Below are 25,895 nucleotides of genomic sequence, written 5' to 3'. Positions count from 1 at the left end.
GACCACAACGGGGATTACGAGATGACCATCGAGATCAAAGTGCCCGACATGGGCGAGTCCGTGACCGAGGGCACAGTTGCGCGCTGGTTCAAGGCGATCGGTGAGGCCGTCACCGCCGACGAACCCCTGGTCGAGATCGAGACCGACAAGGTCACGGTCGAGGTCCCTGCACCGGGCACGGGCGTGCTCACGGAGATCGGCGCCGACGAGGGTGTGGATGTCGAGGTCGGCACCGTGATCGGCTCCATCGATGAGAATGCGACCGCCACGGCGGCCCCCGCAGCAGAGGAAACACCAACGGAAACGGAAAGCGCGCCGGCCGCGGATAAACCCGCGGAAGCAGCGTCCGCCGAACCAGCCGCCGCCCCGGCTGCGACAAGCGGCGAGACCATGGATGTAACTGTTCCGGAACTGGGCGAGTCCGTCACCGAAGGGACCATCGCCCGCTGGCTGAAACAGGTTGGCGAAAGCTTCGCTGCCGACGAACCGCTGGTCGAAATCGAAACCGACAAGGTCACCGCGGAACTGCCAGCCCCCAGCGCCGGCACCCTGACCGAAATCATCGCCGGCGAGGGCGTCGACGTGGAGGTGGGCGCGGTCGTCGGCCGCTTCACGACGGGCGAAGCCCCGGCAGCGGCCGCGCAGGCCGACACGCCACCCGCCGCGGCGGAACCGGCAGAGGCCCCCGCGCCGGCCGCCGGTGCGAGCGCAAATCTGGACTACCCCCTCTCCCCGGCCGTACAGAAGCTGGTCGACGAGAACGGCCTCGACCCCTCGGCCATTCCGGCCACCGGTCGCGACGGACGCATCACAAAGGGTGACGTGATGCGCCATCTCGACACACCGGCATCGGGCGGCACGGCAGCGCCCGCCGCAGCAGCGCCGGCGACACCCGCCGGCTTCGTATCGGCAGGCGACCTGCCGGAGCGTGCCGAAGACCCGCGCGGCGAGGAACGCGTGCGGATGACCAAACTGCGTCAGACCGTCGCCACCCGCCTCAAGCAGGCGCAAAACACCGCCGCCATGCTGACCACCTTCAACGAGGTCGACATGCAGGGCGTGATGGATTTGCGCGCCCGCTACCGTGACGATTTCGAGAAAAAGCACGGCGTGAAACTGGGTTTCATGAGCATCTTCGTGAAGGCCGCGATCAATGCGCTCAAGGAGCTGCCGTCGGTCAATGCCGAAATCCACGGGGATGAGATCGTCTACCGGAACTATTACGACATCGGGATCGCGGTCGGCGGCGAACAGGGCCTCGTCGTTCCGGTCCTGCGCGACGCCGACAAGCAGAGCTTCGCCGGAATCGAGAGCCAGATCGCCGAATACGGCCAACGCGCGCGCGACGGCAAGCTGACCATGAAGGAACTGACGGGCGGCACGTTTACGATCACCAATGGCGGCATCTTCGGCTCGATGCTCTCGACGCCGATCCTGAACCCGCCCCAGTCGGGCATTCTTGGCATGCACAATATCGTCAAGCGGCCGGTCGTAATCGATGACGAGATCGTCATCCGCCCGATGATGTATCTGGCGTTGAGCTATGACCATCGGATCATCGACGGACGCGAGGCGGTGACCTTCCTGGTCCGGATCAAGCAGGCGATTGAGGACCCGGAACGTCTTCTGATCGAGGTATAGGAACAAAATGGCAGACGACCAGAGTTTCGACCTCGTCGTGATTGGCGCCGGACCGGGCGGCTATGTGGCGGCCATCCGCGCCGCGCAACTGGGCCTCAACGTGGCATGCGTGGAAAAGCGCGCCACTCTCGGCGGCACCTGTCTCAACGTCGGCTGCATTCCCTCGAAAGCGCTGCTGCAGTCTTCCGAGCACTACACGCATGCGCAACACGGACTGGGTGCCCATGGCGTCAAAGTCGGCAAGGTCTCGTTCGACCTGAAAGCCATGATGGCCCACAAGACCAAGGTGGTGGACGACAACACGCAAGGTATCGAGTTCCTGTTCAAGAAAAACAAGGTCACGTCGGTCTTCGGCGCCGCAGAAATCAAGAGTGCCCAGGAGGTCGTGGTGACGCCAGCGGACGGCGCACCGCAAACCCTCAAGACCAAATACGTTCTGATTGCGACGGGATCGGACTCCATGCCCCTGCCCGGTGTCGAGGTCGACGAGAAGCGCATCGTCAGCTCCACCGGCGCACTGGAACTCGCGAGCGTTCCGAAACATCTGGTGGTGATCGGCGGTGGCTATATCGGCCTCGAGATGGGGTCTGTCTGGGCCCGGCTCGGTGCCAAGGTCACCGTGGTCGAGTTTCTCGACCGCATCACGCCCGGCATGGATGGCGAAGTCGCCAAGACATTCCAGCGCATCCTCAAGAAACAGGGAATGACCCTCAAACTGGGCACCAAGGTCACCGGCGCCGAAACACTGAAGACCAAGATCAAGCTCTCGGTCGAACCCGCCGCGGGTGGCGACACCGAGACCCTCGATTGCGATACCGTCCTGGTGGCGATCGGACGCCGCCCCTATACCGACGGCCTCGGACTGGACAATGCCGGCGTCAAGACCGACGACCGGGGGTTCATCGGGATCGATGAAAATTTCCAGACCAATGTGGCGGGCATCTTTGCCATCGGCGACTGCGTGCCGGGCCCGATGCTCGCCCACAAGGCCGAGGATGAGGGTGTCGCGGCGGCCGAGGTCATCGCCGGCGAAACCGGGCATGTGAACTACGAAACCATCCCGGGCATCGTCTACACCTGGCCCGAGGTCGCGGCAGTGGGCAAGACCGAGGAACAGCTCAAAGAGGATGGGATTGCCTACAACGCCGGCACCTTTCCCTTCTCCGCCAACGGCCGCGCCCGGGCCGCCAACGAAACCGACGGTTTCGTGAAAATCCTGGCGGATGCGAAATCCGACCGGGTTCTCGGCGCGCATATCATCGGACCGGATGCCGGCAACCTGATTCACGAGATCGTCGTGGCGATGGAGTTCGGGGCGTCGGCCGAAGACATCGCGCGGACCTGTCATGGTCACCCGACCCTGGCCGAAGCGGTCAAGGAAGCCGCGCTCGCCGTCGCGAAACGCACCATACACATCTAGGTTTGCACTGAAGACGGTTGTCAGCCGGCCTTCAGATTGGCGCTGAACGCTGCGGCGAGTTCACCCAGATCAAGCGGCTTGCGCAACAATACCGTGGCGCCCGCATCGAGGGCTTCCGCTTCGGCTTCGCGCAAGACCTGACCCGTCACGACGATTATCGGCAGTTCGGTATCGCGCGACCGTATGGCGTGGATCAACTCCACCCCATCGCCATCCGGCATACGCAGATCGGTCACGATCATGTCGGCCGGATCGCTTGTATGCAGGGCCAGAGCGCTCCGCCCGCTCCCGGCGGTACTGGTCCGCACGGACGGCCCTTCGAGGAAACGCGCAACCTGTTCGGCCGCAAGCGGTTCATCATCGACAACAAGGATGTGGGCGCCGGTCATGGACCTATTCTAGTTCCATCGACGCCGCGGATGCACCTGCAACATCGGCCGGCATGATTCGCGGCAATTCGATGCGGAATTCGGCACCATCTCCGGTGTTCTCCGCCAGCAATGTGCCATTCATGCCGCTCACGATGCCGTAGGAGATCGAAAGGCCCAGGCCCGTGCCGGCCCCGGGTTCCTTGGTGGTAAAGAAGGGTTCGAACACACGGTCGATATGCTCGACCGGGATGCCCTGACCGTTGTCCCGAACCGCAATGTTCACCATCTCGCGCGCCGGATCGTCGGATACCGTGACGCGGACAACCCGCGACGGATCCGATGTGACGGACCCGTCGGCGTTCGCTTCGACGGCATCACGCGCATTGATCAACAAATTGACGATCACCTGTTCGAAGCGCGACGGCTCCCCGAAAACGCGGCCACACTGCGCCGGCATCCCGATATCGAGTACGACCCCACGCTCCTCGAAGTCGGGCCGCAACCAATCCACCGCCTGCGCGACCGAGCGGGTCGGGTCAAATGCGAGCTTGCGCCCATAGTCATCGCGGCTGAAAATCCGCATCGACTGAACGGTCTCGGCCATGCGTTCGGTCTGTCCGGCGATGATTTCAAGCTGACTTTCGATCTTCTGACCTTCGGGTCCGGCATCAGCGGCGCGAAACTTGATCCGGGTCTGCTCTGTTGCCATGCGGATGATGTTGAGCGGCTGGTTCAACTCATGCACCACACCGGCGGCCATTTCCCCCAGCAATGCCAGTTTGCTCGACTGCGCGAGCTGATGGTCTTTCTCGGCCAGCTGGCGGCTATGGTCCGCAACCCGCCGGGCCATGCGAAGCACCTGGCGCACAAACAGGAGACTCAGCGCCACAACCACAGCCACCGCAACGGCCCGCCAGATGCGAAGGGGCGCAAGCAAATCGCTGCCGGGACGCGGCGCGTTCCAGGTCAACCAGGCAACAACGGCGCCCCGGGGTCCGGCAAGGGATGCGGAAAGCCGGGAAGGCTCGGCCGGCGGCGGGTCGAAAACGATGTGCAGATTGTCGACCCCGAACCCGGCTGATAGCTCGTCGAGCAACGTCGCCGAAAGTTGCTTCCCGTATACCAGGACGTGGCGGACATGCCGTTCCGTTTCGACCCCCATCGGGTTTTCCAGGGTAAGCGCACTCGCCGAGACCAGGTGCAACTCTCCGTCGCGCAGGAAATAGCCCGACGCCGGCACCGGTTCGAACATGGACGATGCACGGGTCTCCTGGACCAGGCGATCAAGCGCCGGTCCGAAATAGGACCGCGCATCCTCGAGGGACGGGACTCCGTCGACATAGGCGATCTTCGTCTTGTTATTCGGCGACAGGACGAAGGATTCCGACAATCCGTGGGTGTCGGCGGCATAGGTCCCGATGTTGTCGTCCGCCCAATCCTTGTCCAGCGTCTCGACGAGGTTTTCGAAGGCCACATTCCACCAGCTATTGTCATAAACGAGCAGATCGAGATCCCGCTCGAAACCCGACACAAGCGCGCGAACGAGAGTCCGGGACGATTCGGCCGCCATCCGGTCCTGCGCGCGTGCGGAGAGATTGATGACAAACGCCGCCGATGCCGTGACGATCAGGACCGCGAGGACAAACGGCGTCACGAGCCGCCAAAAAACCTTGGCTTCAAAGCTACGCGACGGAACATCTGAATTCGTCATGGGGACACCCTCTCCGGGTACAGCCTCGCAAGCTAACGCCCCTCGCCGCCACGGGCAAACCCGCGATGCCATCACAGCATCTGTGCGATTCCTGACGATTCGATGGTAGCCTCAAGTTCCTGCGCCCCCGGCGCAGCCGACATACCGATAACCGCTTGGCACATACTCCATGGTCGGATTCACACGCAGGATCGCCCGCCGCTTCGGCTATGACATCGCGCCCTTCCCCGGCGGTGCGAGACACTGGTCGCAGATCGTATCGCTGCTCGACGGCCACGAAATCGACTGTGTCTTCGATATCGGTGCGAATGTGGGCCAGTACGCGAACGCGCTCCGGCAGAACGGGTATCCGGGCCGGATCATTTCATTCGAGCCACTTTCCTCCGCATATGATCAGCTCAAGGTGCGGGCCGCCGGGGACGCAGATTGGGACGTGGCCCCGCGCGCGGCGGTCGGTGCCGCGCCCGGCGAGACGGATATCCACGTCTCGCCGGAATCCGATATGAGTTCGATACTTCCCCTGGATGCCACCGCGCAGGAACGACTGGCCAGCACGCGCGCGACGGGGGTCGAAACAGTGCCGGTCACCACCGTGGCCGACGCGCTTGCGGCCCATGTCACCGGCCAGGGGCACATATTTCTGAAATCCGATACCCAGGGCTTCGAAGCCCAGGTGCTGTCGGGTGCGGCGGGTTGCTGGGACCGGATCACCGGCGTTCAGCTCGAGCTCTCCATCCAGCCCATCTATGAAGGCCAGCCGGATCACCTGCCGCTTCTGGAGCAACTGGCGACGCTGGGGCTGCGTCCCCATCTCGTGATCCCGGGCTACTGGAGCCGGCATTACGGGCGGATGCTGGAATATGACGTCGTCTGTTTTCGCGACTAGCGTTTCTGCGCACGGGGGTGCGCCTTGCTGTAGACATCAAGCAAACGCGCACTATCAACATCGGTATAGCGCTGGGTCGTCGAGAGGGACGCGTGTCCGAGCAACTCCTGGATGGCACGCAGATCGCCACCGGCCGAGAGGAGATGAGTCGCGAATGAATGACGCAGCGCATGCGGCGTGGTCTCACGGGGAAGCCCGAGTGCGAGGCGCAACGCCTGCACCCGCTTCTGCACCACCCGGGCGCCGAGCCGGCCACCCCGGGCCCCGACGAACAGCGGACCGTTCGGCGTCAGCGGGTGGGGGCATGTCGACAGATACGTCTCGAGCGCCTCACTAACGGCCGGCAGCACGGGAACCATCCGGGTCTTCCCGCCCTTGCCGACGACCGTCAGGCTACCGTCGCGGGGCATGTCGCGGTTGTTGAGTTCCAGCGCCTCCGAGATTCGCAGCCCGCACCCGTAGAGCAACAGGATTACCGCCATGTCCCGCGCGGTGACCCATGCCGGCGCCGCCGCCCCCTGGTCCAAAGCCTGCAACAGGTCTTCCGTTTCGGGCCGACTCAGTGCCTTGGGGACCGCGCGCGGCAAGCGCGGGCCACGCACCGCCCCGATGGCGGGGTTATGCCCGAGCCCTTCGCGATCGAGATACCGGAACAACATGCGCACGGAAGAAAGCGCCCGGGATGTCGAGCTGCGGGCATATCCCGTCGTGCTGCGCATCGCCAGCCAGGCCCGAAAGTCGCCGGGTTTGAGCGCGAAAAGACTCGCAAGCGATACGGCCCCGCCGCCATGCTCGGACAGGAAATCCAGAAACGCACAAACGTCGCGGAGATAGGCCTGCACCGTGTGCTCCGACGCACGGCGTTCGGTGAGAAGCAGGGCTTGCCAATTTTCCAGCGCGTCACACAGGTCATGTGCAGCGGGTACCGTCGCGGGGTCGAAGGTCTTTAGCGTGGCAGGTCGAGCCATGTGCGGATGCTGTGTTCCATGATGGCCGCCAGGAACACCAGGAGTTCAGATCCCTGCCCGGCATGGAAACGCTGCGGGTCGCGGCTTCCGAGTGCCAGCAACGCGACCGGCGCGTCCTGGCGTACCGTCAGCCGCAATAATACTTCGGAACGCACGAGGCCGGCGGCTTCGCCATACAGCCTGCGATCGCCCTCGATGTCTTCGCGCAGCGTCACCGCGCGCGATATATCGACGAGCCGTTCGATGGTCCCGACGGGGACCACACGCACGCCCTGGCTGTTGCCCGGGGCGACGGTGCCGCCCTCGAGACACAGCGCGGCCGCATCGACATGCAAAAGCCCGACAAGGTCAATTGTCAGTATTTCGATCAGATGATCGAGGGAACGTGCCTTGAGCAACGCGACGACGGCGGCATGGATTCGGTTCTGGCTCTGCAGGTTCGAACGGCTGGCATCAATAAGGTCGGTGCACTGCTCGCGTTGTTTCTCGAGATCCGCACGCACCCGCCCGAGCATGGCGTCCTGCAGATCGACCACCTCACCGCCCGCCGGGTCGACGTCGGCGAACGCCCGTTCCGGCGCCTCGAGAACCGACAGAAGTTCGGGATGACGCTTCAGGAAATCCGGGTTGGCTTGCAAGAAACCGGTGACCTGGCCTTCGCTCAGCTCAATCGGTGCCGGCGCATCCTGGCGCGGGGCCTTGGTGCTCACGGGCCGACCCTCACGAAACAATCTCTATTCTGCGGCATTCTTCCGGTCATTCGCCTGTTCCAGGATCGACTGCCCCGTCGCTTCCCAATCCTTCATGAATGCGGCGAGCCCCTTATCGGTCAGCGGATGCTGATAGAGCTGACGCAAGACGTTCGGCGGCAAGGTCGCGACATGCGCGCCGGCCATGGCCGATTCGACCACATGCGCCGGGCCGCGGATCGAGGCGACGAGGACTTCAGTCTCGAAATTATCATACTGGGCATAGATCTCGACGATATCCTCGATCAGATCGAGGCCGCGCAATCCCATGTCGTCGAGACGCCCGACGAACGGCGATATGAAGCTCGCGCCGGCCTTGGCCGCCAGGACCGCCTGCGCGGCCGAGAAACAAAGGGTCACGTTGACCATGATATCGCGATCACGCAGCGTCTTGCATGTCTTCAGGCCGGCGGGTGTCAGCGGCACCTTGATCGCTACATTCGACGCTACGGCCGCAAGCACATCGGCCTCGGCCAGCATGGTTTCGACATCCGTGCCGGTGACCTCGGCACTGACCGGGCCGGGAACCACATCACAAATCTCGGCGATCACATCGAGCATGTTGCGCCCCGACTTGGCGATCAGGGAGGGGTTGGTCGTGACCCCATCCAGCAGGCCGGTGTCGGCCAGATCGCGAATTTCCGCCAGATCGGCGGTATCCACAAAAAACTTCATTCCCCGAATTCCTTCTTCTGCGCCGTGTTTTCGAAGCGCCAGGATTCTGTTCCCGCAATCACCTGCGCCATGCGTTGGCCCGTTGCGAGTCGCCGGATAAAGTGTACCCGATGCCCCTGACCGACACCACTACACCCGGACATGACGACCGGACCGACGCGGACGGCGAAACGATCAGCGTTTTGCTGCCGCTGCCGGTCGCCGGGCCGTATGACTACACCGTGCCGCCGGGCATGGCCGTGCAACCCGGTGACTTCGTGCATGCGCCGCTGGGCTCGCGGGAGATGACGGGTGTGGTGTGGGGCCCGGCCGCCGGCGATGTGGACGAGAAAAAGTTACGGCCGATCACCGACCGGATCGACACCCGCCCGCTACCCGAGGAACTGCGCCGCTTCGTCGACTGGGTCGCCGCCTATACGCTCAGCGCGCCTGGCGCGGTGCTGCGCATGGCGATGCGCTCTCCCGATGCGCTGGCTCCGCCGAAGCCCGTGACGGCCTATCTGGCGGCGGGACTGCCGGAAGGCCTGCGGATGACTCCGGCGCGGACACGGGTCCTCGATGTGCTGCGCGACGGGCCACCCCTGACAGCACGCGACCTGGCGACCGAGGCCGGCGTCACGCAAAGCGTCATCAAGGGGCTGGCCGATGCGGGTGCCCTCGAAAGAATCGAACTGGCGCCACCTCCCGCCTTCGCGGCACCGGACGTCTCCCGGCCGGGCATGGCCTTGTCGGACGATCAGGCGCGAGCCGCGCATACGCTTTGCGAGGACGTCGCGGCGGCTTGCTTCGCGGTCACGCTGCTGGACGGGGTGACGGGCTCGGGCAAGACGGAAGTCTATTTCGAGGCGCTCGCCGCCGCCCTGACGACCGGCCGGCAAGTGCTCGTGCTGCTGCCCGAGATCGCCCTGACACCGCAATGGCTCGACCGGTTCGAACGCCGGTTCGGTGTGGCACCCGCGGTCTGGCATTCGGACCTCGGACAGGTCCGTCGCCGCAAGACCTGGCGCGCGGTGGCCGACGGTGAGGCCCGGGTCGTGGTCGGCGCCCGGTCGGCACTTTTCCTGCCGTTTCCCGAACTGGGCCTGGTGGTCGTCGACGAGGAGCATGAATCCGCTTTCAAGCAGGAAGACGGCGTGGCGTATCACGGTCGCGACATGGCCGTGGTACGCGCCCGGATCGCCGATTGCCCGATCATCGTTGCCTCCGCGACCCCGTCTCTGGAGACGCGTGTGAACGTCGAACGCGAACGCTACAAGTCGATCGCGCTTCCCGAGCGTTTCGGCCTGTCGGCGCTGCCGACGATCGAGACGATCGACATGCGCGACGGCGACATGCGCGCCGACCGGTTCCTGTCGGAACCATTGGTAAACGCACTGACCGCGAACATGGCCGACGGCGAACAGGCCCTCCTGTTCCTGAACCGTCGGGGCTATGCCCCGCTGACATTGTGCCGGACCTGCGGCCACCGCTTCGCCTGCCCGAGCTGCAGCGCCTGGCTGACCGAGCACCGGTTCCGAAAAAGGCTGCAATGCCACCATTGCGGATACGAAGTGCCGATCCCGACGAACTGCCCGTCCTGCGACAAGGCCGACACGCTGGTGGCATGCGGTCCGGGTGTCGAGCGCATCGCCGAAGAGGTCAGAACGTTGTTGCCCGAGGCGCGCCTGGAAATCATGACCAGCGATACCATGCGGGGCCCGGTGGCCGCGCAGCGGTTGGTACATTCGGTCGAGAATCAGGAAATCGACATCCTGATCGGCACACAGATGGTGGCCAAGGGACATCATTTCCCCAACCTCACTCTCGTGGGAATCGTCGATGCGGATCTGGGCCTCGCCGGCGGGGACCTGCGCGCGGCCGAACGGACATACCAGGTCCTGCAGCAGGTATCGGGCAGAGCCGGGCGCGCCGAACGCCCGGGCCGGGTGCTTATACAGACCTTCCAGCCCGACCACCCGGTCATGCAGGCCCTGGCCACCGGGAACCGGGACGGTTTCATGACGCTCGAGACAGACGCCCGGCGCACCGGCGCCTGGCCTCCCTTCGGGCGCCTGGCCGCCATTATCGTGTCAAGCCGCGATCCGCGGGTTGCCGACGATCTGTCGCGCGCGCTGGCGCGCTGCGCGCCCGACGCCCCCGGCGTTCGGGTGCTCGGCCCCGCACCGGCCCCGCTTTCGCTTTTGCGCGGCCAGCATCGACGGCGGCTCCTGCTCAAAGCCGGGCTGGACCAGCCGATCCAGGGCCTTGTCCGGGCATGGCTGGCGCAGGTCAGGGTTCCCTCCGGCGCACGGGTACGCGTGGACATCGATCCCTACAGCTTTCTCTAAAAAACGCCCTGTCGCCCAACCGACCGATCACGTTGGCGACGCGCGACGAAACGCCGCCGCAGCGAACCCCCGATGCGAACCACCGAAAACCCGGCGTTTTTCTCCGGTTTTTTGCACTGCGGTACGCTTGCCAGCCCCCGAGGCGTATGCTACCAAGCGGCTGCCTCGTTGACGGGTCTCTTCCCGCCAATCGGCAGCCGAAAAATATCTATAGATATCAATCGGTTACAACTACTCGCGCAAGCAAAAACGGGCTCCGGGGGGCAGTCGCACAGTGGCGGCAGATACAAGTGTTGTCGGTGATATCGCGGAACGCTACGGGCTCGCATTGTACGAGCTCGCGGACGAGGCCAAGTGCCTCGACGACGTGGCCGGCGACCTCGCAGACCTGAAACAACTCATTGCGGACAGCGAAGAGCTGACGAAGCTCCTGCGTTCGCCGTTGATCGACCGCGACGACAAGGCGCGGGCAATGACGGTGATCCTCGAAAAAGGCGCCGCGAACGAACTCACCCGGCGATTTGTCGGTGTGGCTGCCGGAAACAACCGGCTGTTCGCGCTGGCCGCCATGATCGATGCCTATCTGGCCGAACTCGCGCGCCGGCGCGGCGAAATCACCGCCGAGGTGACGTCCGCCCGCACGCTGAATGATGAACAACTGCAGCAGCTCACCGAGAGCCTGCGTGCAAAACTAGGTGGAAAAATAGCCGTCGAACCGAAAGTGGATCCCTCGCTCATTGGCGGGCTGGTGGTCCGGGTTGGTTCGCGGATGATCGATGCATCGCTGAAAACCAAGCTTCAGCGCCTGCAGTACGCCATGAAGGGAGCGTAGAGGATGGAAATTCGTGCCGCAGAAATTTCGGCGATCCTGAAAGACCAGATTGCCAATTTCGATGCCGAGGCCGATGTCTCAGAAGTGGGACAGGTACTTTCGGTCGGTGACGGTGTCGCGCGTGTTTACGGCCTCGACAACGTTCAGGCCGGCGAGATGGTCGAGTTCCCGGGCGGAATCATGGGTATGGCGCTGAACCTCGAGACCGACAATGTCGGCATCGTGATTTTCGGCAATGACCGCGACATCAAGGAAGGCGACACGGTCAAGCGGACCGGCGACATCGTCGACGTTCCGGTCGGCATGGGCCTGCTGGGCCGCGTGGTCGACGCGCTGGGCAACCCGATCGATGGCGCAGGTGATCTCGACAGCAGCGAGCGCCGACTGGTTGACGTCAAGGCGCCGGGCATTATCCCGCGCGAATCGGTGAGCGAGCCGGTGCAGACCGGCCTGAAGGCGCTCGACGCGCTGGTGCCGGTCGGCCGCGGACAGCGCGAGCTGATCATCGGTGACCGTCAGACCGGCAAGACCGCCGTGATCATCGACACGATCCTCAACCAGAAGAAGATCAACGACGCCGGTGACGAATCGAAGAAGCTCTACTGCATCTATGTTGCCGTGGGTCAGAAGCGTTCGACCGTCGCCCAAGTTGTGAAAACCCTGCAGGAATACGGCGCGATGGATTACACCATCGTCGTGGCGGCAACGGCCTCCGAACCCGCACCGCTGCAGTTTCTGGCTCCGTACGCGGGCTGCGCCATGGGCGAGTTCTTCCGCGACAGCGGCCGGCACGCCGTCATCTTCTATGATGATCTCTCGAAGCAGGCGACGGCCTATCGCCAGATGTCCCTGCTCCTGCGTCGTCCGCCGGGCCGTGAGGCATTCCCCGGCGACGTCTTCTATCTCCATTCACGTCTGCTCGAACGCGCCGCCAAGATGGGCCCGGACAGCGGTTCCGGTTCGTTGACCGCACTACCGGTGATCGAAACCCAGGCCAATGACGTGTCGGCCTATATTCCGACCAACGTGATCTCGATCACGGACGGCCAGATCTTCCTCGAGACAGACCTGTTTTATAAGGGCGTGCGTCCGGCCATTAACGTCGGCCTGTCGGTGAGCCGCGTGGGTTCCGCCGCGCAGACCAAGGCCATGAAGGCCGTGGCGGGAAGCATCAAACTCGAACTCGCCCAGTATCGCGAGATGGAGGCCTTCTCCCAGTTCGCATCGGACCTCGACCGCGTGACCCAGCAGTTGCTGGCGCGTGGTGCACGGCTGACCGAACTTCTGAAGCAGCCGCAATATGCACCGCTCGCGGTGGAAGAGCAGGTCGTGGCTATTTTTGCCGGCGTGCGCGGCCATCTCGACGGCATTGCAATCAACGACGTGAACCGGTTCGAGAGTCAGTTCCTCGATCATGTGCGTGACACCCACGCGGACATCCTGACGGACATTCGCGACACCGGCGCACTGAGCGACGAAACCGAGAAGAAGCTCGAAGAAGCTGCTTCGGCCTTCGTGAAGACCTTCGCCTAGCACCCGCCAGAGAGCGTAAAGACAAGACGATGGCCAGCCTCAAGGATTTCAGAGTCCGAATTGCGTCCGTGAAGTCGACGCAGCGTATTACGTCGGCGATGAAGATGGTCGCGGCTGCCAAACTGCGCCGCGCCCAGGAAGAAGCAATTGCGGCGCGGCCCTATTCCGAGCGCATGGAGCGTATGCTCGGCTCGCTCGCGGAGAGTGCCGCGGCGTCGGGCAATGCACCGCCGCTGCTCGCGGGTAGCGGCAAGGACAACGTCCACCTGCTCGTGATCATGACGACTGATCGCGGCCTGTGCGGCGGCTTCAATGGCAGCGTCACCCGGTGGGCCCGCCAACGAATTCTGGCTCTTCGCGCCGACGGCAAGGAGGTCAAGATACTCATGGTCGGCCGCAAGGGTCGCGGCATTCTGCGCGCCGAGTTCGACAGCATGATCATCGATACCCTTGAGGATACGGCGCGTCCCGCGCCCCGCTTCGAGACCGCCGTCGAGATCGCACAGCGCGTCCGCACCATGTTCGAGGCAGGCGAGATCGATGTCTGCACGATCGTTTATAACAAGTTCATTTCCGCGCTGACTCAGGATGTCACGCCGCAGCAGCTGATTCCGTTCGCGCTGCCCGAGGCCGACGAATCGGAGGCGGCGGATGACAGCTCGGATGTCGCGAGCAATGCGGCCTACGAGTACGAACCCGACGAAAAAGAGATCCTCACGGATCTGCTGCCGCGCAACCTGTCGGTTCAGGTCTTCCGCGCGATGCTCGAATCCTTCGCCTCGGAACAGGGTGCACGGATGACGGCCATGGACAGCGCGACACGAAATGCGGGCGATATGATCAACAAGCTGACCATCCAGTACAACCGCACACGCCAGGCGGCGATCACCACGGAACTCATCGAAATTATCTCTGGCGCGGAAGCGCTCTAGACCACTCGGCTCAAAAAGGGCGAGGAGAACACTATGTCCAAGAATATTGTCGGCAAGATCACCCAGGTACTCGGCGCCGTCGTCGACGTTCAGTTCGACAGCGAACTGCCACCGATCCTGAACGCCCTAGAATCCGATAACCACGGCAACCGCCTGATCCTCGAAGTCGCCCAGCATCTCGGCGAGAACACCGTGCGCACGATCGCCATGGACACCACCGAGGGCCTGGTGCGCGGTCAGGAAGCAACCGACACCGGCGCCCCGATCAGCGTGCCCGTCGGACCGGAGACACTTGGCCGGATCATGAACGTCATCGGCGAGCCGATCGACGAGCGCGGGCCGATCGATACGTCCCAGAAATTCCCCATTCACCGTGAAGCGCCGGATTTCATCGATCAGTCGACCGAAACCGAGCAGCTGGTCACGGGCATCAAGGTCGTCGACCTCCTGACCCCTTACGCCAAGGGCGGCAAGATCGGCCTGTTCGGCGGCGCGGGTGTCGGCAAAACGGTTCTGATCATGGAACTGATCAACAACATCGCGAAGGGCCATGGCGGCTATTCTGTGTTCGCTGGCGTCGGCGAGCGGACGCGCGAAGGCAACGATCTCTATCACGAAATGATGGAATCCGGCGTTATCCAGCCCGACGGCGAATCCAAGGCCGCGCTTGTGTACGGCCAGATGAACGAGCCGCCGGGCGCGCGCGCGCGTGTCGCGCTGACCGGTCTGGCACAGGCCGAGTATTTCCGCGACGAGGAAGGCCAGGACGTGCTGTTCTTCGTCGACAACATTTTCCGTTTCACCCAGGCGGGTTCCGAAGTCTCGGCATTGCTGGGGCGTATTCCCTCGGCGGTTGGCTATCAGCCGACCCTGGGTACCGAACTCGGTACCCTGCAGGAGCGCATCACGTCGACCAACAAGGGTTCGATCACCTCGGTCCAGGCGATCTACGTACCGGCCGATGATTTGACCGATCCGGCGCCGGCGACCACCTTCTCGCATCTTGACGCGACGACTACCCTGTCGCGCCAGATCGCAGAGCTGGGCATTTACCCGGCCGTCGATCCGCTCGATTCCACGAGCCGCATCCTCGATGCGCGGGTCATCGGCGAAGAGCATTACAACGTCGCCCGTTCGGTCCAGGAAATCCTGCAGAGCTACAAGGGCTTGCAGGAAATCATCGCCATTCTGGGCATGGACGAGCTGTCCGAAGAAGACAAGATGACGGTCGCACGCGCCCGCAAGATCCAACGCTTCCTGTCCCAGCCGTTCCATGTGGCGGAAGTCTTCACCGGGTCACCCGGCAAGTTCGTGGCCCTGGAAGATACCATCAAGGGATTCCAGCAAATCATCAACGGCGACCATGACGACCTGCCGGAAGCGGCTTTCTACATGGTCGGCACCATCGACGAGGCCGTCGAAAAGGCCCAGACGATGGCGGCCGAGGCGGCCTAGCGGCCAAGCGGGAGATAGCGCGTGGCGGACAACGCGGTTCAGTTCGAACTTGTTTCACCCGAGAAGCTGTTGCTCTCGGACGATGTCGAGATGGTGGTGGTGCCCGGCGCCGAGGGCGACTTCGGTGTCCTGCCGGGCCACGCCCCGATGATTTCGACCGTTCGTCCCGGCGTGATCCATGTGTTTGAGGGTGGTTCGGTGAAATCGCGTATCTTCGTGGCCGGCGGGTTTGCCGAGGTCACGACCGCGCGGTGCACGGTGTTGGCCGAGGAAGCCATCCCGCTCGACGAGATCGACCGATCGGGCGTCGAGAAAGACCTGCAGGACGCGAATGAAGATATTCGTGACGCGGGCAGCGACGAGGCCCAGTTGGCCCTGGCAGAGGCGCGTGCGGCCACGGCCCGTGCAAAACTCACCTCGCTCGACAATCTGGTTTACCAGTAGAATCAACAAATTGCCCAAATTTGCACTTCTGTGCACAGGGTTTTGACTGCGAGACGATTCCGACGATATATAATGGTATCGCGGATCGTGGGGTCCGTATGCCAATCGTTGATGTGACGTCATGATCGAAGATCAGAGCAGACATTGGACACCCGACGATATCCCGTGGGACCGGTTCGACCCGTCGAAGGTCGATCCGGAAATGCTCCGTATCGTCAAGGCGGCTGCGATGGTCGAATATAATGGCGATACCTACGCCGACTATCTGTGCAACGTCTTCAACGACGACCCGGAGTTCCAGAACGCCGCACGGCGCTGGTCGCTCGAAGAGGTCCAGCATGGTCAGGTGCTGTCACGCTGGGCACAGATCGCCGACCCCGATTTCGATTTCGAAACCCGGTTTGCGGATTTCTCGAAGAAAATACAGTTGCCCATGGCCGCGGAAGAATCCGTCCGCGGCACGCGCTGTGGCGAGCTGGTCGCGCGGTGCATGGTCGAAGTCGGGACATCGTCTTATTACACCGCGCTGCGTGAAGCGACCGACGAACCCGTGTTGCGGGAAATCTGCCGCTACATCGCCCAGGACGAAATCCGGCACTACAAGCTGTTCTATACCCATATGGAGCGCTACCGGACGATCGAGCGGCTGGGCAAAATCAAGCGGCTCATGGTCGGAATCGGCCGGATCGGCGAGAGCGAAGACGACGAACTCGCCTACGCCTATTACGCCGCGAACAACAATGGCGAACCGTATAACCGCAAACGGTGCATTCGCGCCTATATGTCACGCGCCTATGGGTTTTACGAGACCCACCATGTCGAACGCGCGGTGACCTTGATTTTCAAGGCCGTCGGCTTTTCACCCCATGGCAAGATCGCCAACTGGATTGCACGCGTCACTTGCTGGTTCATGAACCTGCGCGCCAACAATCGCGACGAACCGGCGACCGCGGGCACTCAGCCGATATAGGGCCGGAAGGTCTCCGCCAGCGTCTCGTACACCGGGCGTTTGAATTCGACGATGAGCTGCGGAACCTCGTCGAGGTCGACCCATTGCCAGCGCGCGAATTCGGGTGATTCCACACCGCTCACGTCGATCTCCGAATCGCCTCCGAGATGGCGAAAGGCGAACCATTTCTGCATCTGGCCACGCCATCGCCCCTTCCAGGCCCGCCCGGCCAGATCCGCCGGCAAATCATATTTGAGCCAGTGCGGCGCCTCGGCCAGGAGGGTGACATTCGAGACGCTGGTTTCCTCGGCCAGTTCGCGCAGGGCCGCCAGGCGCGGGTCTTCGCCGGCATCGATGCCGCCCTGGGGCATCTGCCAGGCCCCGGGAAAATCATTGCGCTCACCGACCCATATCCGGCCTTCGCCATTGACCAGCATGACCCCGGCACACGGACGATAGAATTCCGCGTCGGCGTCGGTCGCGACCAGTGCGCTCACCGGTCGGCCTGCGTATTCACCACCGCAGACACCGGCACCAGGGCCAGGCCCTTGCCTTCCAGGGTCTGGGCCCATTCACGCACACGCTCGATCGTGACCGGAAATGCCTGCCCGATGGCAATCGAGACACCCGCATCCTTGGCGATCCGTTCAAGCTCTATCAGCCGCGCATCGATTGTCACGCGCGAGACCTCACGCGAATCCAGAAAACGGTCATTGATCGCACGGGGAACCTGCATCTGCGTCGCCATCACCGTGGCAATACTGCGGGCCGAAGAACGCGCATCGACATAGAGCAGCCCCCGCGCCTTGATCTCGGCCAGGATGGGCTGCATCGCCTCACGCGAGGTCGTGAACCGCGACCCCATATGGTTGACCACTCCCACATAGCCGGTCACGCGCGACAGCGCCCAACGCAGCCGCTCCTCGTTCTCGTCGGGTGACAGGGTTACGAAAAGCGCACGCGGGCCAGGATCGTTCGCCGGGAAATCGACCGGCTCCATGGGCAGATTGAGCAACACCTCATGCCCCGCCGCACGCGCGAGCCTGATCCATTGCTGGATATTGTCGGCAAAAGGCTGAAATGCGAGCGTGACCTCTCCCGGCAGGCCCTGAATTGCGGCTTCGGTCGCCGCGCTCGAAAGCCCGAGCCCACTGAGAATAACGGCAACACGGGGGCGATCATCGCCACCGGGCACCGGCCGCGCATAGGCCTGCCATGGCTCGCGTCCGTTCGCACCGATCCGGGGCAAGGGGCCGAAGCTCGACTGTTCGATCAATGCCGGGTCGGGGGCCGGGCGAAGACCGCCGCCGGTCTGCGCGCGGGGCAGAACATTTGGCGGTTTCGGCACGGCGGGCGGCGTCGCCGCGGCGGTTTCGGTAGGCTCTTCCGGCGGCTTGCCGACGGTCGGTGCGGCAGCGGGTTCGGCGGCCGGTTCAGGCGCAGGCGCCTCGCTCTGCACCGCCACATCCCCGGCGGTCACATCCGGCGTCGGCTCGGTCGATTGCGCGTCAGCTGTGCCAGCAGACATATCCGGGCTCGCCACGGCGGGGGCCGTCTCCGCAGGGGCGGCGGCCTGGTCTGCCGGCGCCGGTTCGGCCTGCCCCGCAAGCTCATCCGGTGCAGCTTCAGGTGTCGTCGCTGCTGGCGGCTGCGCCGCCGCGATCTCCGGCTCTTCCGGCGGATCGGCCGTGATGCCGACCACGACCGCAGCGATCAATCCGGCCAACACAACAAAGAGCGTGAGGGCAACGGCAGACGGTAGAATTACACGCCAGTTCAATCGGAACGCCGGTTCGGCGAATTCCTCGCTCATACCTTGATCCGTACCCCGGATTGCCTAGTTCGTCGCCCGGACATTGTAGGTCGCGATGCCCTTCAGGAGATCGAGCGCACGGGCAAGCTGATAATCCTGCTGCGCGGTTGTCTCGACCACCCCATCGGCGTCACCTTCGCGATCCAATCCCTCATTGTCGCGCGCATTGCGCAGGTCCCTCTCACGCGGCCCCTGTTGCACGTTCTGGGTTTCGATCCTCGCCTGCTCGACCTTGATGTCCGGCGTGATGCCCGTCTGCTGGATCGAGCGCCCGCTCGGCGTGAAATAAGCCGCCGTCGTCAGGCGCATCGCGCCATGGCCCGGAATGGGCATGATCGTCTGCACAGACCCCTTGCCGAAGCTCTCGGTTCCCATGACGACCGCGCGCTTGTGATCCTGCAGGGCGCCGGCGACGATCTCCGATGCCGAGGCCGAACCGCGGTTGATCAGGACCACCATCGGCAATCCATTCGCGAGATCGCCCTCACGCGCGTTGAAGCGCTGCGAATCGTCCTTTTCGCGCCCCCGGGTCGAGACAATCTCGCCGCGGTCCAGAAACGCGTCGGAAACCTGTACAGCCTGATTGAGCAGGCCACCGGGGTTGCGCCGCAGGTCGAGAACGATACCAATCAACTCGTCACCCAGTTCCTGCTTGATGTCTGCCATGGCGGCCTCAAGGCCGTCACTGGTCTGCTCGTTGAACGTGGTGATGCGGACGTAGCCAACTCTGCCCTCGACCCGGCTGCGTACCGACTTGATGCGGACGACATCCCGCGTGACCGCGACATCGAAGGGATCGACGCCTTCGCGCCGGATCGTCAGCTTGATATCCGACCCGATACGCCCGCGCATCTTGTCGACCGCCTCGGAAAGGGTCAGCCCAAGCACCGTCTCGCCATCCAGATGGGTAATGAAATCACCCGCCTCGATACCTGCGCGCGCCGCCGGGGTTTCATCGATCGGAGATACCACCCGGACAAAGCCCTGCTCCATCGTGACTTCGATGCCCAGACCGCCGAACTCGCCTCGGGTCTGCACCTGCATGTCGCGGAAATTATCCTCGTTCAGGTAGCTCGAATGGGGATCGAGGGATTGCAGCATCCCGTTGATCGCCGCCTCGATGAGATCGCCGTCTTCGGTCTCGTCGACATACTGGGAACGCACGCGCTCGAAGATGTCGCCGAACAACTCGAGCTGGCGGAATGTTTCCTCGTCGGATTCCGCGGCAATCGCGGCGGCGGGAACGGAGATAAGCATCGCCGAAAATGCGAACGCGGTAATCAGTTTGCGCATTAGCCTTGTGTCCTGTTCGTTTGCGCTGCCAACCAGGGCAACGGGTTAATCGGTTCTCCGTCGTGGCGGAGCTCAACATAGAGCTTCGACCCGCTCGATCGGTTTTCGGCCCTCGCGGCCTGCCCCCCGCTTTTCGTGCCCTCGCCGGCGCCCTGAGGCTGATTTGAGCCGTCGACCGTACGGCCCAGCGGTTCTCCCGCGAGGACCCATTGGCCAACCTCCGCCTCGATGCGCCCCAGCCCGGCGATAAGTGTATGATATCCCTCGCCATGATCGATGATCAAGATTTGCCCGAAGCGCCGAAACGGCCCGGCAAACGCGATCCGGCCGTCCCAGGGCGCCACCACTGACGCCTCGGCCCGGGTTTGCCAGGTAACGCCGCGCGCACGCGGGCCCGCATCGGTCTCGTCTCCGAAGCCCTGAATCACCCGGCCATGGGCCGGTGGCGTCAGGTTTCCGCGTGCCGAGGCGATCGACGGACCAGACGGCGCCAGTGTCGGCGTCACGAAATCCGCCGGCGGAGAGCCCGGCCGGGGCCGCGGTTGAGGGGCCGCGGCAGCTGTCCTGTCACGCAGACGTGACAACAATTCTTCAAGCGTCTGCGCCTCCCGGCGCAACTCGGAGACCCGCGCATCGGCCGCGGACCGGGCACCGCGGGTCTGCTGCAGGATGTCGTTCTTGGTCTTCGACAGGGCTTCCAGCCGGCCCCGATCGCGATTGAGATCGACCGCCGCCTGCTGCAGAGCGCCGCGTCGCAGTTCAATCCTGTTCCGCAACGCGGCGAGTTCAGCGATATCGTCGCGCAGAATTCGGGCCTGGCGCTCGATCTCCGGTACCGCAGTGCGCAACAGCAACCCGCTGCGGACAACGTCGTTCGGGTCACCGGGACTGACCAGCAGGGCCGCCGTGGGGCGCAGGGACAGGCGTTGCAGCGCGGCCAGGGTGCCGTCGAGCTGCGCACGACGGCGCTCAAGCGTGCCTTCCTTGCGTGCGGCATCGCCGCGGAGCACGGCAAGCTCAGTTTCGATCGTATCGAGAGCCGCTTCGTGGGATTGCACGGCGCGCGCGGCGGCGCGGAGTTCGGCCCGAAGGGATTGGAGTTCACGCGCCTGGACTTCGGCGGCCCGGGCCAGAGCGTCGGCCGACTTCCGATCGGCCTCAATTGCCTCGCGGACCGATTCGAGGCGCCCTTCCACCGCATCGGGTTCACCGGACTGCGCAAGGGCATCATTCGTTGCAGGGTCGACCGCGATAACGCCGACAAACGTCATGACGACCGCGCCCCACAAGACGCGGCCCATGCGGTATCCCTGCCTACTCGCCGAGATAGTAACTCTTCTGTTTGGCGCCATCGATGAACTCGAACACCAGCGGCCTGCCGGTCGGCAATTCCACGCCGGTGATTTCGTCAGCCGTATACTCGCCCAGAATGAGCAAGAGCGCACGCAGACTGTTGCCATGCGCCGAGACCAGCACATTCTTGCCGCTGCGCACCAGCGGTTCGATTTCGCCTTCGTAGTACGGACGCACCCGCTCGACCACGTCGGCGAGGCTTTCGCCGTTGGGCGGGCGGACTTCGAAACCGCGCCGCCAGAGATGGACCTGCTCGTCACCGAATTTCTCGGCGGTCTCGGCCTTGTTCAGCCCAACGAGGTCACCATAGTGGCGCTCGCGCAGCGCATCGTCGCGGGTGATGTTCCAGCCATCCCCGGCACGCAGCGCCGACAGGTCGGCGCCCGCCCCGGCCGCGGAATCGAGCGCCATTTCAACGGTCCGTCGCGCTCGTTTGAGAGTCGAGGAATACACCGCATCGATGGGAAAACCCTTCAACAGCGTGCCGGCATGCCGGGCTTCATCCTCGCCCGCCGGGGTCAGATCGACATCTTCCCAGCCGGTGAAACGGTTCTCCAAATTCCACTGGCTCTGGCCGTGGCGCATGATGATCAGATAGTTCATCCGCAATCCCTTATGTCTGTGCGGTTTGACACGTCCGTATGCGCGTCGTTTTGCCCGATTCGAGCGCGGTTCGCCAGCACCACGCAAGGATAGGATTCAGGCCCGATGATAAGGGTGCCGGGCAATAATTTGCTGGGCGCGGTATATCTGCTCGACGAGCAGCGTTCGCATCAACATATGCGGCCAGGTGTTGCGGCCGAACGCGATCATTCTATCGGCCCGCGCGCGCACGTCATCCCCGTGCCCGTCCGCCCCGCCGATCAGGAACACCAGGTTCCGGCAGCCGGAATCCTGCAGGTCGGACATATCGCGCGCGATACCGGCGCTGGTCGACAATTTGCCGGTCTCATCGAGGACAATGACATGGGCGCCATCAGGGATCGCGGCGAGCAGCAATTCCCCCTCCGCGTCCGATACATGGTCGGGCGCAACCTTGCGCTTCAGTTCAAACTCGCGCAGCTCCACTGGCCACGCGGTGATCCGCTTTCGAAAATGGTCAAGGAGCGCGGCCTCGGGTCCCGCCCGCAGGCGGCCGATCGCGCCGATCATTATCTGCAATGCCAGCCTCCGCTGTCAGGCAGGCATCGCCTCCTGCGAGGCCGCGCTCTGGAACTCGGCTTCCCACAATTTCTCGATGGCATAATGCTCGCGGGATTCCGGTCGAAACAGATGGACGATGACGTCACCCGCATCCACCAGGACCCATTCGCCCGAACGCCGCCCTTCGGCGTGGGTATCCTTCACGCCAGCGGATTTGAGTCGCGCCATGAGATGCTCCGTGATCGAGTCCAGCCGACGCGATGACGTGCCGCTGGCGACGACCATAAAGTCTGCGATGTCCGATTTACCGACGAGGGGTACGACCTTGATGTCGTCGGCCTTGTCTTCGTCCAGGGATTCTTCGACGAGAGCCAGGATTGCCTCCGCTGATGGCCGCGGAGCCGCCTTTTGCTTGCGTGCTATAACGAGATCCTCGTTTTCAAACTACGCCTCCAAATGCAGTCGGGACGCCCCGCTGCGTTCACTCATCGCTACTGGCCGGCCAGGCCCCGTTCTGACGTAGTTCCGTCGCCGTCGCCGGGTGCGGTTCGATCCGCAAGAACACCCAGGCAGGCGGCGCGGCGTCAGGCAGCAGCCTTGCCGCACGTTCCGGAAGTCGCGCGCGACGAAAACGAATAGACGCGAGAGCCGACAACGCCTTCGAATCATATGAATCGCGCGCGAATACGGCAATGGGCATCGTGCTAAATATTTGTGTCCATGCGCGCCACCGGGATATCTGGACCAGATTGTCGGCCCCCATCAACCACACGAACTTCGCCGCCGGATACCGGTTTTGCAGGGCATTCAGGGTATCGGCGGTAAAGCGTGTGCCAAGCGCCGTCTCGATTGCGGACACCCGGATTCGCCGGTCGCGGGCGACCCGTTTTGCTGATTCCAGACGCGACTCGAAGGGCGCCATCCCGACTTCGGACTTGAGCGGGTTCTGGGGGGACACCAGCCACCAGACCTCATCGAGCCCCAGTCGGGTCAGCGCGACCCGGCTGATATAGCGGTGTCCGTCATGCGCGGGATTGAAGGACCCACCCAAAAGGCCGATCCGCCGGCCGCGATGGCGAAGGCTGCCGGGCCGGGAGAGCCGATGGCGGGAACTCGGTACCGAGATCAGGGCCGGGTCTGCCCGGCGCCGCGCACCACATACTTGTAGCTGGTCAGTTGCTCGGCCCCGACCGGGCCGCGCGCATGCATCTTGCCGGTGGAGATACCGATCTCGGCACCCATGCCGAACTCGCCCCCGTCGGCAAACTGCGTCGATGCGTTATGCAGCACGATGCCGCTGTCGATACGCGCGAGGAAAAGCTCCGCCACGCCCGTATCCGACGTCACGATCGCATCGGTATGGTTGGACCCATGACTGTTCACATGGTCGATGGCCGCCTCGACGTCATCGACGACGCGAACCGAGACGATGGCATCGAGATATTCCGTATCCCAATCGGCATCACTGGCCGGGACGATCCGATCATCGATGTCGCGGGCTGCCGCATCGCCGCGCACCTCGCAACCGGCGCCGACCAGATCATCGACGATGGGGCGCAACAAATTCGGGGCCACCGACCGGTCGATCAACACGGTCTCGGTTGCCCCGCAAATACCCGTCCGGCGCATCTTGGCATTGAGCACGATGTCCCTGGCCATCTGCGGGTCGGCCGCGCCATGCACATAGGTGTGGCAAAGCCCCTCGAGATGGGCAAACACCGGGATCCGGCTCTCCGTCTGTACGCGCTCGATCAGGGATTTGCCGCCGCGCGGCACGATCACGTCAATGAAGTCGACCATGGTGAGCATCGCGCCAACGGCCTCGCGGTCAGTCGTCGGCGGGGCCTGGATGGCCGTCTCGGGCAAGTCTGCTGCGCGCAACCCGTCCTGCAGGCAGGACAGGATCACGTTGGAGGATTCAAAACTTTCCGAGCCGCCGCGCAGGATCGCGGCATTGCCGGCCTTGAGGCACAAGCCGCCGGCGTCCGCGGTGACGTTCGGGCGTGATTCATAGATCACGCCGATCACGCCCAGCGGCACGCGCACCCGTGCGATCCGCAACCCGTTTGGCCGGTCCCACGCCGCCAGCACCGTGCCGATGGGATCGTCCAGCGCCGCGACCTCTTCCAGGCCCCGGGCCATGGCGTCGACACGGTCGTCGTTCAGGACGAGGCGATCGAGGAACGACCCCTTCACGCCATTGGCTTCCGCGCGCGCGACGTCCTTGGCGTTCGCCGCCAGAATCTCGTCCTTGCGCGAACGAATAGCCGCCGCCGCCGCGTGCAGCGCGGCATTCTTGGATTCGGGCGTGGCCGTCGCCAATTCATTGGCAGCGGCCTTCGCCGCCGCACCGATGTCGTGCATCAAGGCGCGAATGTCGGCGGCGTCCGCCGCGATGTCATGTGCTGCCGTCATATCCGTTCCGCTTACTTTCTCAGGCCGTTTGTGCGGTCTTGCCGGCGACGATAGTCAATTTGCCGGCAAATATCATCCCGTTTGCTCCGTCACATGCGCGCCGCCGGCCCGTACACCCAGATAGATGGCGGTGAGGATCAGCACGCCGCCGATGGCTGTCTCCCGGGTAAATCCCTCGCCGAAATAGAACCAGCCGAGCGCCGCACTCAGCAGGGGTTCGGAAAGAAGCAGCAAGGCCAGCACCATCGGCGAGATGGCCCGCACCGCCCAGTTGAAGCCCGTATGGCCGATGATCTGGCTGACCAGCCCCAACCCGATGAATGCCAGATAGGTTTCCAGCGACAGTCCGACAAGCGGCAGGGCCAATGCGAATACCGCCGCCCATAGCAGGATCGCCGCACCGCTGTAGACCAATGTGACAAAGGCGACGATGCCGACGGTCCGCCGCGCGGCCTCGGCCAGCAGCAGAAACCCGACAAACAGAATCCCGCCGAGCAGCGCCAACCCGTCACCGAACAGGGTCGCCGACCCGACCCGGGCACTGCCCCATCCCATGACCGCGCTGCCCGCCAGGGCGAGCCCGACCGCCAGCCAGGTGCGGCGGCCCGGCGGCTGGCGCAGCGCCAAAACCGCCCAGACGGCCAGCCACACCGGCGTCAGGGTGACCAGCACCACGGAGTTCGCGATCGACGTGAAATCGAGGGACGCAATCCATGTCGCGAAATGCAGCGCCAGAAACACCGAAGCCCCGGCGATCAACTTCCATTCGCGTCCCCCGAGCCGCCGTATTTCATCACGCGCCGTCACGCCGGCGAGCGGCAACAACACCAGCGAGGCAATCGCCATGCGCCAGGCGGCCGTCACAAGCGGATCTGCATCGGCCATGCGCACAAAGATGGCAGCGTGGGCCACCGCGATCAGCGAAGCGACAAGGACGAGGGTATAGGTGATCGGGCTTTCGGTACGGGCGGCAGCCATCGTGCGG

At 63.9% G+C, this 25,895-nt stretch carries 25 protein-coding genes; 10 read left to right on the top strand and 15 right to left on the bottom strand.

The features are described 5' to 3' along the window. The first annotated feature begins 21 nt into the window (after positions 1 to 21). The gene (odhB, locus tag ABJ363_06945; protein MEP4378721.1) at positions 22 to 1,641 is read left to right on the top strand and encodes a 2-oxoglutarate dehydrogenase complex dihydrolipoyllysine-residue succinyltransferase; all 1,620 of its coding nucleotides are present in this window, start codon (positions 22 to 24) and stop codon (positions 1,639 to 1,641) included. Positions 1,642 to 1,648: 7 nt separating this feature from the next. Next, a complete protein-coding gene (gene lpdA / locus ABJ363_06940; GenBank protein ID MEP4378720.1) occupies positions 1,649 to 3,061 on the top strand; it encodes a dihydrolipoyl dehydrogenase in 1,413 nt (470 codons plus the stop codon). 20 nt (positions 3,062 to 3,081) lie between these two features. Here the strand turns inward: lpdA and ABJ363_06935 are convergent, their stop codons facing one another. Then, positions 3,082 to 3,450, bottom strand: coding sequence for a response regulator (locus tag ABJ363_06935; GenBank protein MEP4378719.1), 369 nt, complete (start codon positions 3,448 to 3,450; stop codon positions 3,082 to 3,084). Between the two features lie 4 nt (positions 3,451 to 3,454). After that, a complete protein-coding gene (locus ABJ363_06930) occupies positions 3,455 to 5,143 on the bottom strand; it encodes an ATP-binding protein (GenBank protein ID MEP4378718.1) in 1,689 nt (562 codons plus the stop codon). A gap of 169 nt (positions 5,144 to 5,312) precedes the next feature. Here ABJ363_06930 and ABJ363_06925 point away from each other — a divergent pair, with 169 nt between their 5' ends. Continuing rightward, on the top strand, positions 5,313 to 6,029 hold the full coding sequence (locus ABJ363_06925; GenBank protein ID MEP4378717.1) for an FkbM family methyltransferase: 717 nt from the start codon (positions 5,313 to 5,315) through the stop codon (positions 6,027 to 6,029). Here ABJ363_06925 and ABJ363_06920 read toward each other — a convergent pair. The 3 genes from ABJ363_06920 to fsa are packed head-to-tail and all read right to left on the bottom strand — an operon-like array spanning position 6,026 to position 8,421. Then, positions 6,026 to 6,997, bottom strand: coding sequence for a tyrosine recombinase XerC (locus ABJ363_06920; GenBank protein MEP4378716.1), 972 nt, complete (start codon positions 6,995 to 6,997; stop codon positions 6,026 to 6,028). The two genes, ABJ363_06925 and ABJ363_06920, sit on opposite strands and share 4 nt — an antisense overlap. Further along, a complete protein-coding gene (locus ABJ363_06915; protein MEP4378715.1) occupies positions 6,976 to 7,707 on the bottom strand; it encodes a DUF484 family protein in 732 nt (243 codons plus the stop codon). Before ABJ363_06915 ends, ABJ363_06920 begins: the two co-directional genes overlap by 22 nt. 24 nt (positions 7,708 to 7,731) lie before the next feature. Next, positions 7,732 to 8,421, bottom strand: coding sequence for a fructose-6-phosphate aldolase (fsa, locus tag ABJ363_06910; protein MEP4378714.1), 690 nt, complete (start codon positions 8,419 to 8,421; stop codon positions 7,732 to 7,734). A 110-nt stretch (positions 8,422 to 8,531) separates the two neighbouring features. Here fsa and ABJ363_06905 point away from each other — a divergent pair, with 110 nt between their 5' ends. The 7 genes from ABJ363_06905 to ABJ363_06875 all read left to right on the top strand — a co-directional run bounded on the left by ABJ363_06905 (position 8,532) and on the right by ABJ363_06875 (position 16,914). After that, positions 8,532 to 10,748: a primosomal protein N' gene (locus tag ABJ363_06905; protein MEP4378713.1), complete on the top strand. Its 2,217-nt coding sequence runs from the start codon at positions 8,532 to 8,534 to the stop codon at positions 10,746 to 10,748. A gap of 274 nt (positions 10,749 to 11,022) precedes the next feature. Then, positions 11,023 to 11,580, top strand: a complete 558-nt coding sequence (locus ABJ363_06900; GenBank protein ID MEP4378712.1) for a F0F1 ATP synthase subunit delta — start codon at positions 11,023 to 11,025, stop codon at positions 11,578 to 11,580. 3 nt (positions 11,581 to 11,583) lie between these two features. Further along, positions 11,584 to 13,113 carry a F0F1 ATP synthase subunit alpha gene (gene atpA / locus ABJ363_06895; GenBank protein MEP4378711.1) on the top strand — a complete coding sequence of 510 codons (1,530 nt, stop codon included), beginning with the start codon at positions 11,584 to 11,586 and terminating at the stop codon, positions 13,111 to 13,113. A 29-nt stretch (positions 13,114 to 13,142) separates the two neighbouring features. Beyond that, positions 13,143 to 14,045 carry a F0F1 ATP synthase subunit gamma gene (locus tag ABJ363_06890; GenBank protein ID MEP4378710.1) on the top strand — a complete coding sequence of 301 codons (903 nt, stop codon included), beginning with the start codon at positions 13,143 to 13,145 and terminating at the stop codon, positions 14,043 to 14,045. A gap of 33 nt (positions 14,046 to 14,078) precedes the next feature. Next, positions 14,079 to 15,500 carry a F0F1 ATP synthase subunit beta gene (gene atpD / locus ABJ363_06885; GenBank protein ID MEP4378709.1) on the top strand — a complete coding sequence of 474 codons (1,422 nt, stop codon included), beginning with the start codon at positions 14,079 to 14,081 and terminating at the stop codon, positions 15,498 to 15,500. A gap of 21 nt (positions 15,501 to 15,521) precedes the next feature. Then, positions 15,522 to 15,944, top strand: coding sequence for a F0F1 ATP synthase subunit epsilon (locus ABJ363_06880; protein MEP4378708.1), 423 nt, complete (start codon positions 15,522 to 15,524; stop codon positions 15,942 to 15,944). 121 nt (positions 15,945 to 16,065) lie between these two features. Further along, positions 16,066 to 16,914, top strand: a complete 849-nt coding sequence (locus ABJ363_06875; GenBank protein MEP4378707.1) for a ferritin-like domain-containing protein — start codon at positions 16,066 to 16,068, stop codon at positions 16,912 to 16,914. Here ABJ363_06875 and ABJ363_06870 read toward each other — a convergent pair. The 10 genes from ABJ363_06870 to ABJ363_06825 form a co-directional block, all read right to left on the bottom strand. Further along, positions 16,902 to 17,390, bottom strand: coding sequence for an RNA pyrophosphohydrolase (locus ABJ363_06870; GenBank protein ID MEP4378706.1), 489 nt, complete (start codon positions 17,388 to 17,390; stop codon positions 16,902 to 16,904). The two genes, ABJ363_06875 and ABJ363_06870, sit on opposite strands and share 13 nt — an antisense overlap. Continuing rightward, entirely contained in the window at positions 17,387 to 18,706 is a 1,320-nt protein-coding gene (locus ABJ363_06865) for a divergent polysaccharide deacetylase family protein (GenBank protein ID MEP4378705.1), read from the bottom strand. Before ABJ363_06865 ends, ABJ363_06870 begins: the two co-directional genes overlap by 4 nt. A 24-nt stretch (positions 18,707 to 18,730) precedes the next feature. Then, on the bottom strand, positions 18,731 to 19,963 hold the full coding sequence (locus tag ABJ363_06860; protein MEP4378704.1) for a S41 family peptidase: 1,233 nt from the start codon (positions 19,961 to 19,963) through the stop codon (positions 18,731 to 18,733). A 35-nt stretch (positions 19,964 to 19,998) separates the two neighbouring features. Further along, positions 19,999 to 21,300 (bottom strand): peptidoglycan DD-metalloendopeptidase family protein, encoded by a 1,302-nt coding sequence (locus ABJ363_06855; GenBank protein ID MEP4378703.1) that lies wholly within the window; start codon positions 21,298 to 21,300, stop codon positions 19,999 to 20,001. 13 nt (positions 21,301 to 21,313) lie between these two features. Beyond that, positions 21,314 to 21,955 (bottom strand): 2,3-bisphosphoglycerate-dependent phosphoglycerate mutase, encoded by a 642-nt coding sequence (locus tag ABJ363_06850; protein ID MEP4378702.1) that lies wholly within the window; start codon positions 21,953 to 21,955, stop codon positions 21,314 to 21,316. Between the two features lie 96 nt (positions 21,956 to 22,051). Then, positions 22,052 to 22,504 carry a 23S rRNA (pseudouridine(1915)-N(3))-methyltransferase RlmH gene (locus ABJ363_06845; protein ID MEP4378701.1) on the bottom strand — a complete coding sequence of 151 codons (453 nt, stop codon included), beginning with the start codon at positions 22,502 to 22,504 and terminating at the stop codon, positions 22,052 to 22,054. 24 nt (positions 22,505 to 22,528) lie between these two features. After that, positions 22,529 to 22,870, bottom strand: coding sequence for a ribosome silencing factor (gene rsfS, locus ABJ363_06840; GenBank protein MEP4378700.1), 342 nt, complete (start codon positions 22,868 to 22,870; stop codon positions 22,529 to 22,531). 106 nt (positions 22,871 to 22,976) lie between these two features. Then, entirely contained in the window at positions 22,977 to 23,621 is a 645-nt protein-coding gene (locus ABJ363_06835; protein MEP4378699.1) for a nicotinate-nucleotide adenylyltransferase, read from the bottom strand. Continuing rightward, the gene (locus tag ABJ363_06830; protein ID MEP4378698.1) at positions 23,621 to 24,910 is read right to left on the bottom strand and encodes a glutamate-5-semialdehyde dehydrogenase; all 1,290 of its coding nucleotides are present in this window, start codon (positions 24,908 to 24,910) and stop codon (positions 23,621 to 23,623) included. The genes ABJ363_06835 and ABJ363_06830 overlap by 1 nt, the downstream gene beginning before the upstream one ends. 72 nt (positions 24,911 to 24,982) lie before the next feature. Further along, entirely contained in the window at positions 24,983 to 25,888 is a 906-nt protein-coding gene (locus ABJ363_06825; GenBank protein ID MEP4378697.1) for a DMT family transporter, read from the bottom strand. Between the last annotated feature and the right edge of the window lie 7 nt (positions 25,889 to 25,895).

The sequence above is a fragment of the Alphaproteobacteria bacterium genome, assembly GCA_039980135.1.
In the GTDB taxonomy this organism is placed as follows: Bacteria; Pseudomonadota; Alphaproteobacteria; order UBA6615; family UBA6615; genus UBA8079.
This window is presented reverse-complemented; position numbering and strand designations above follow the sequence as displayed.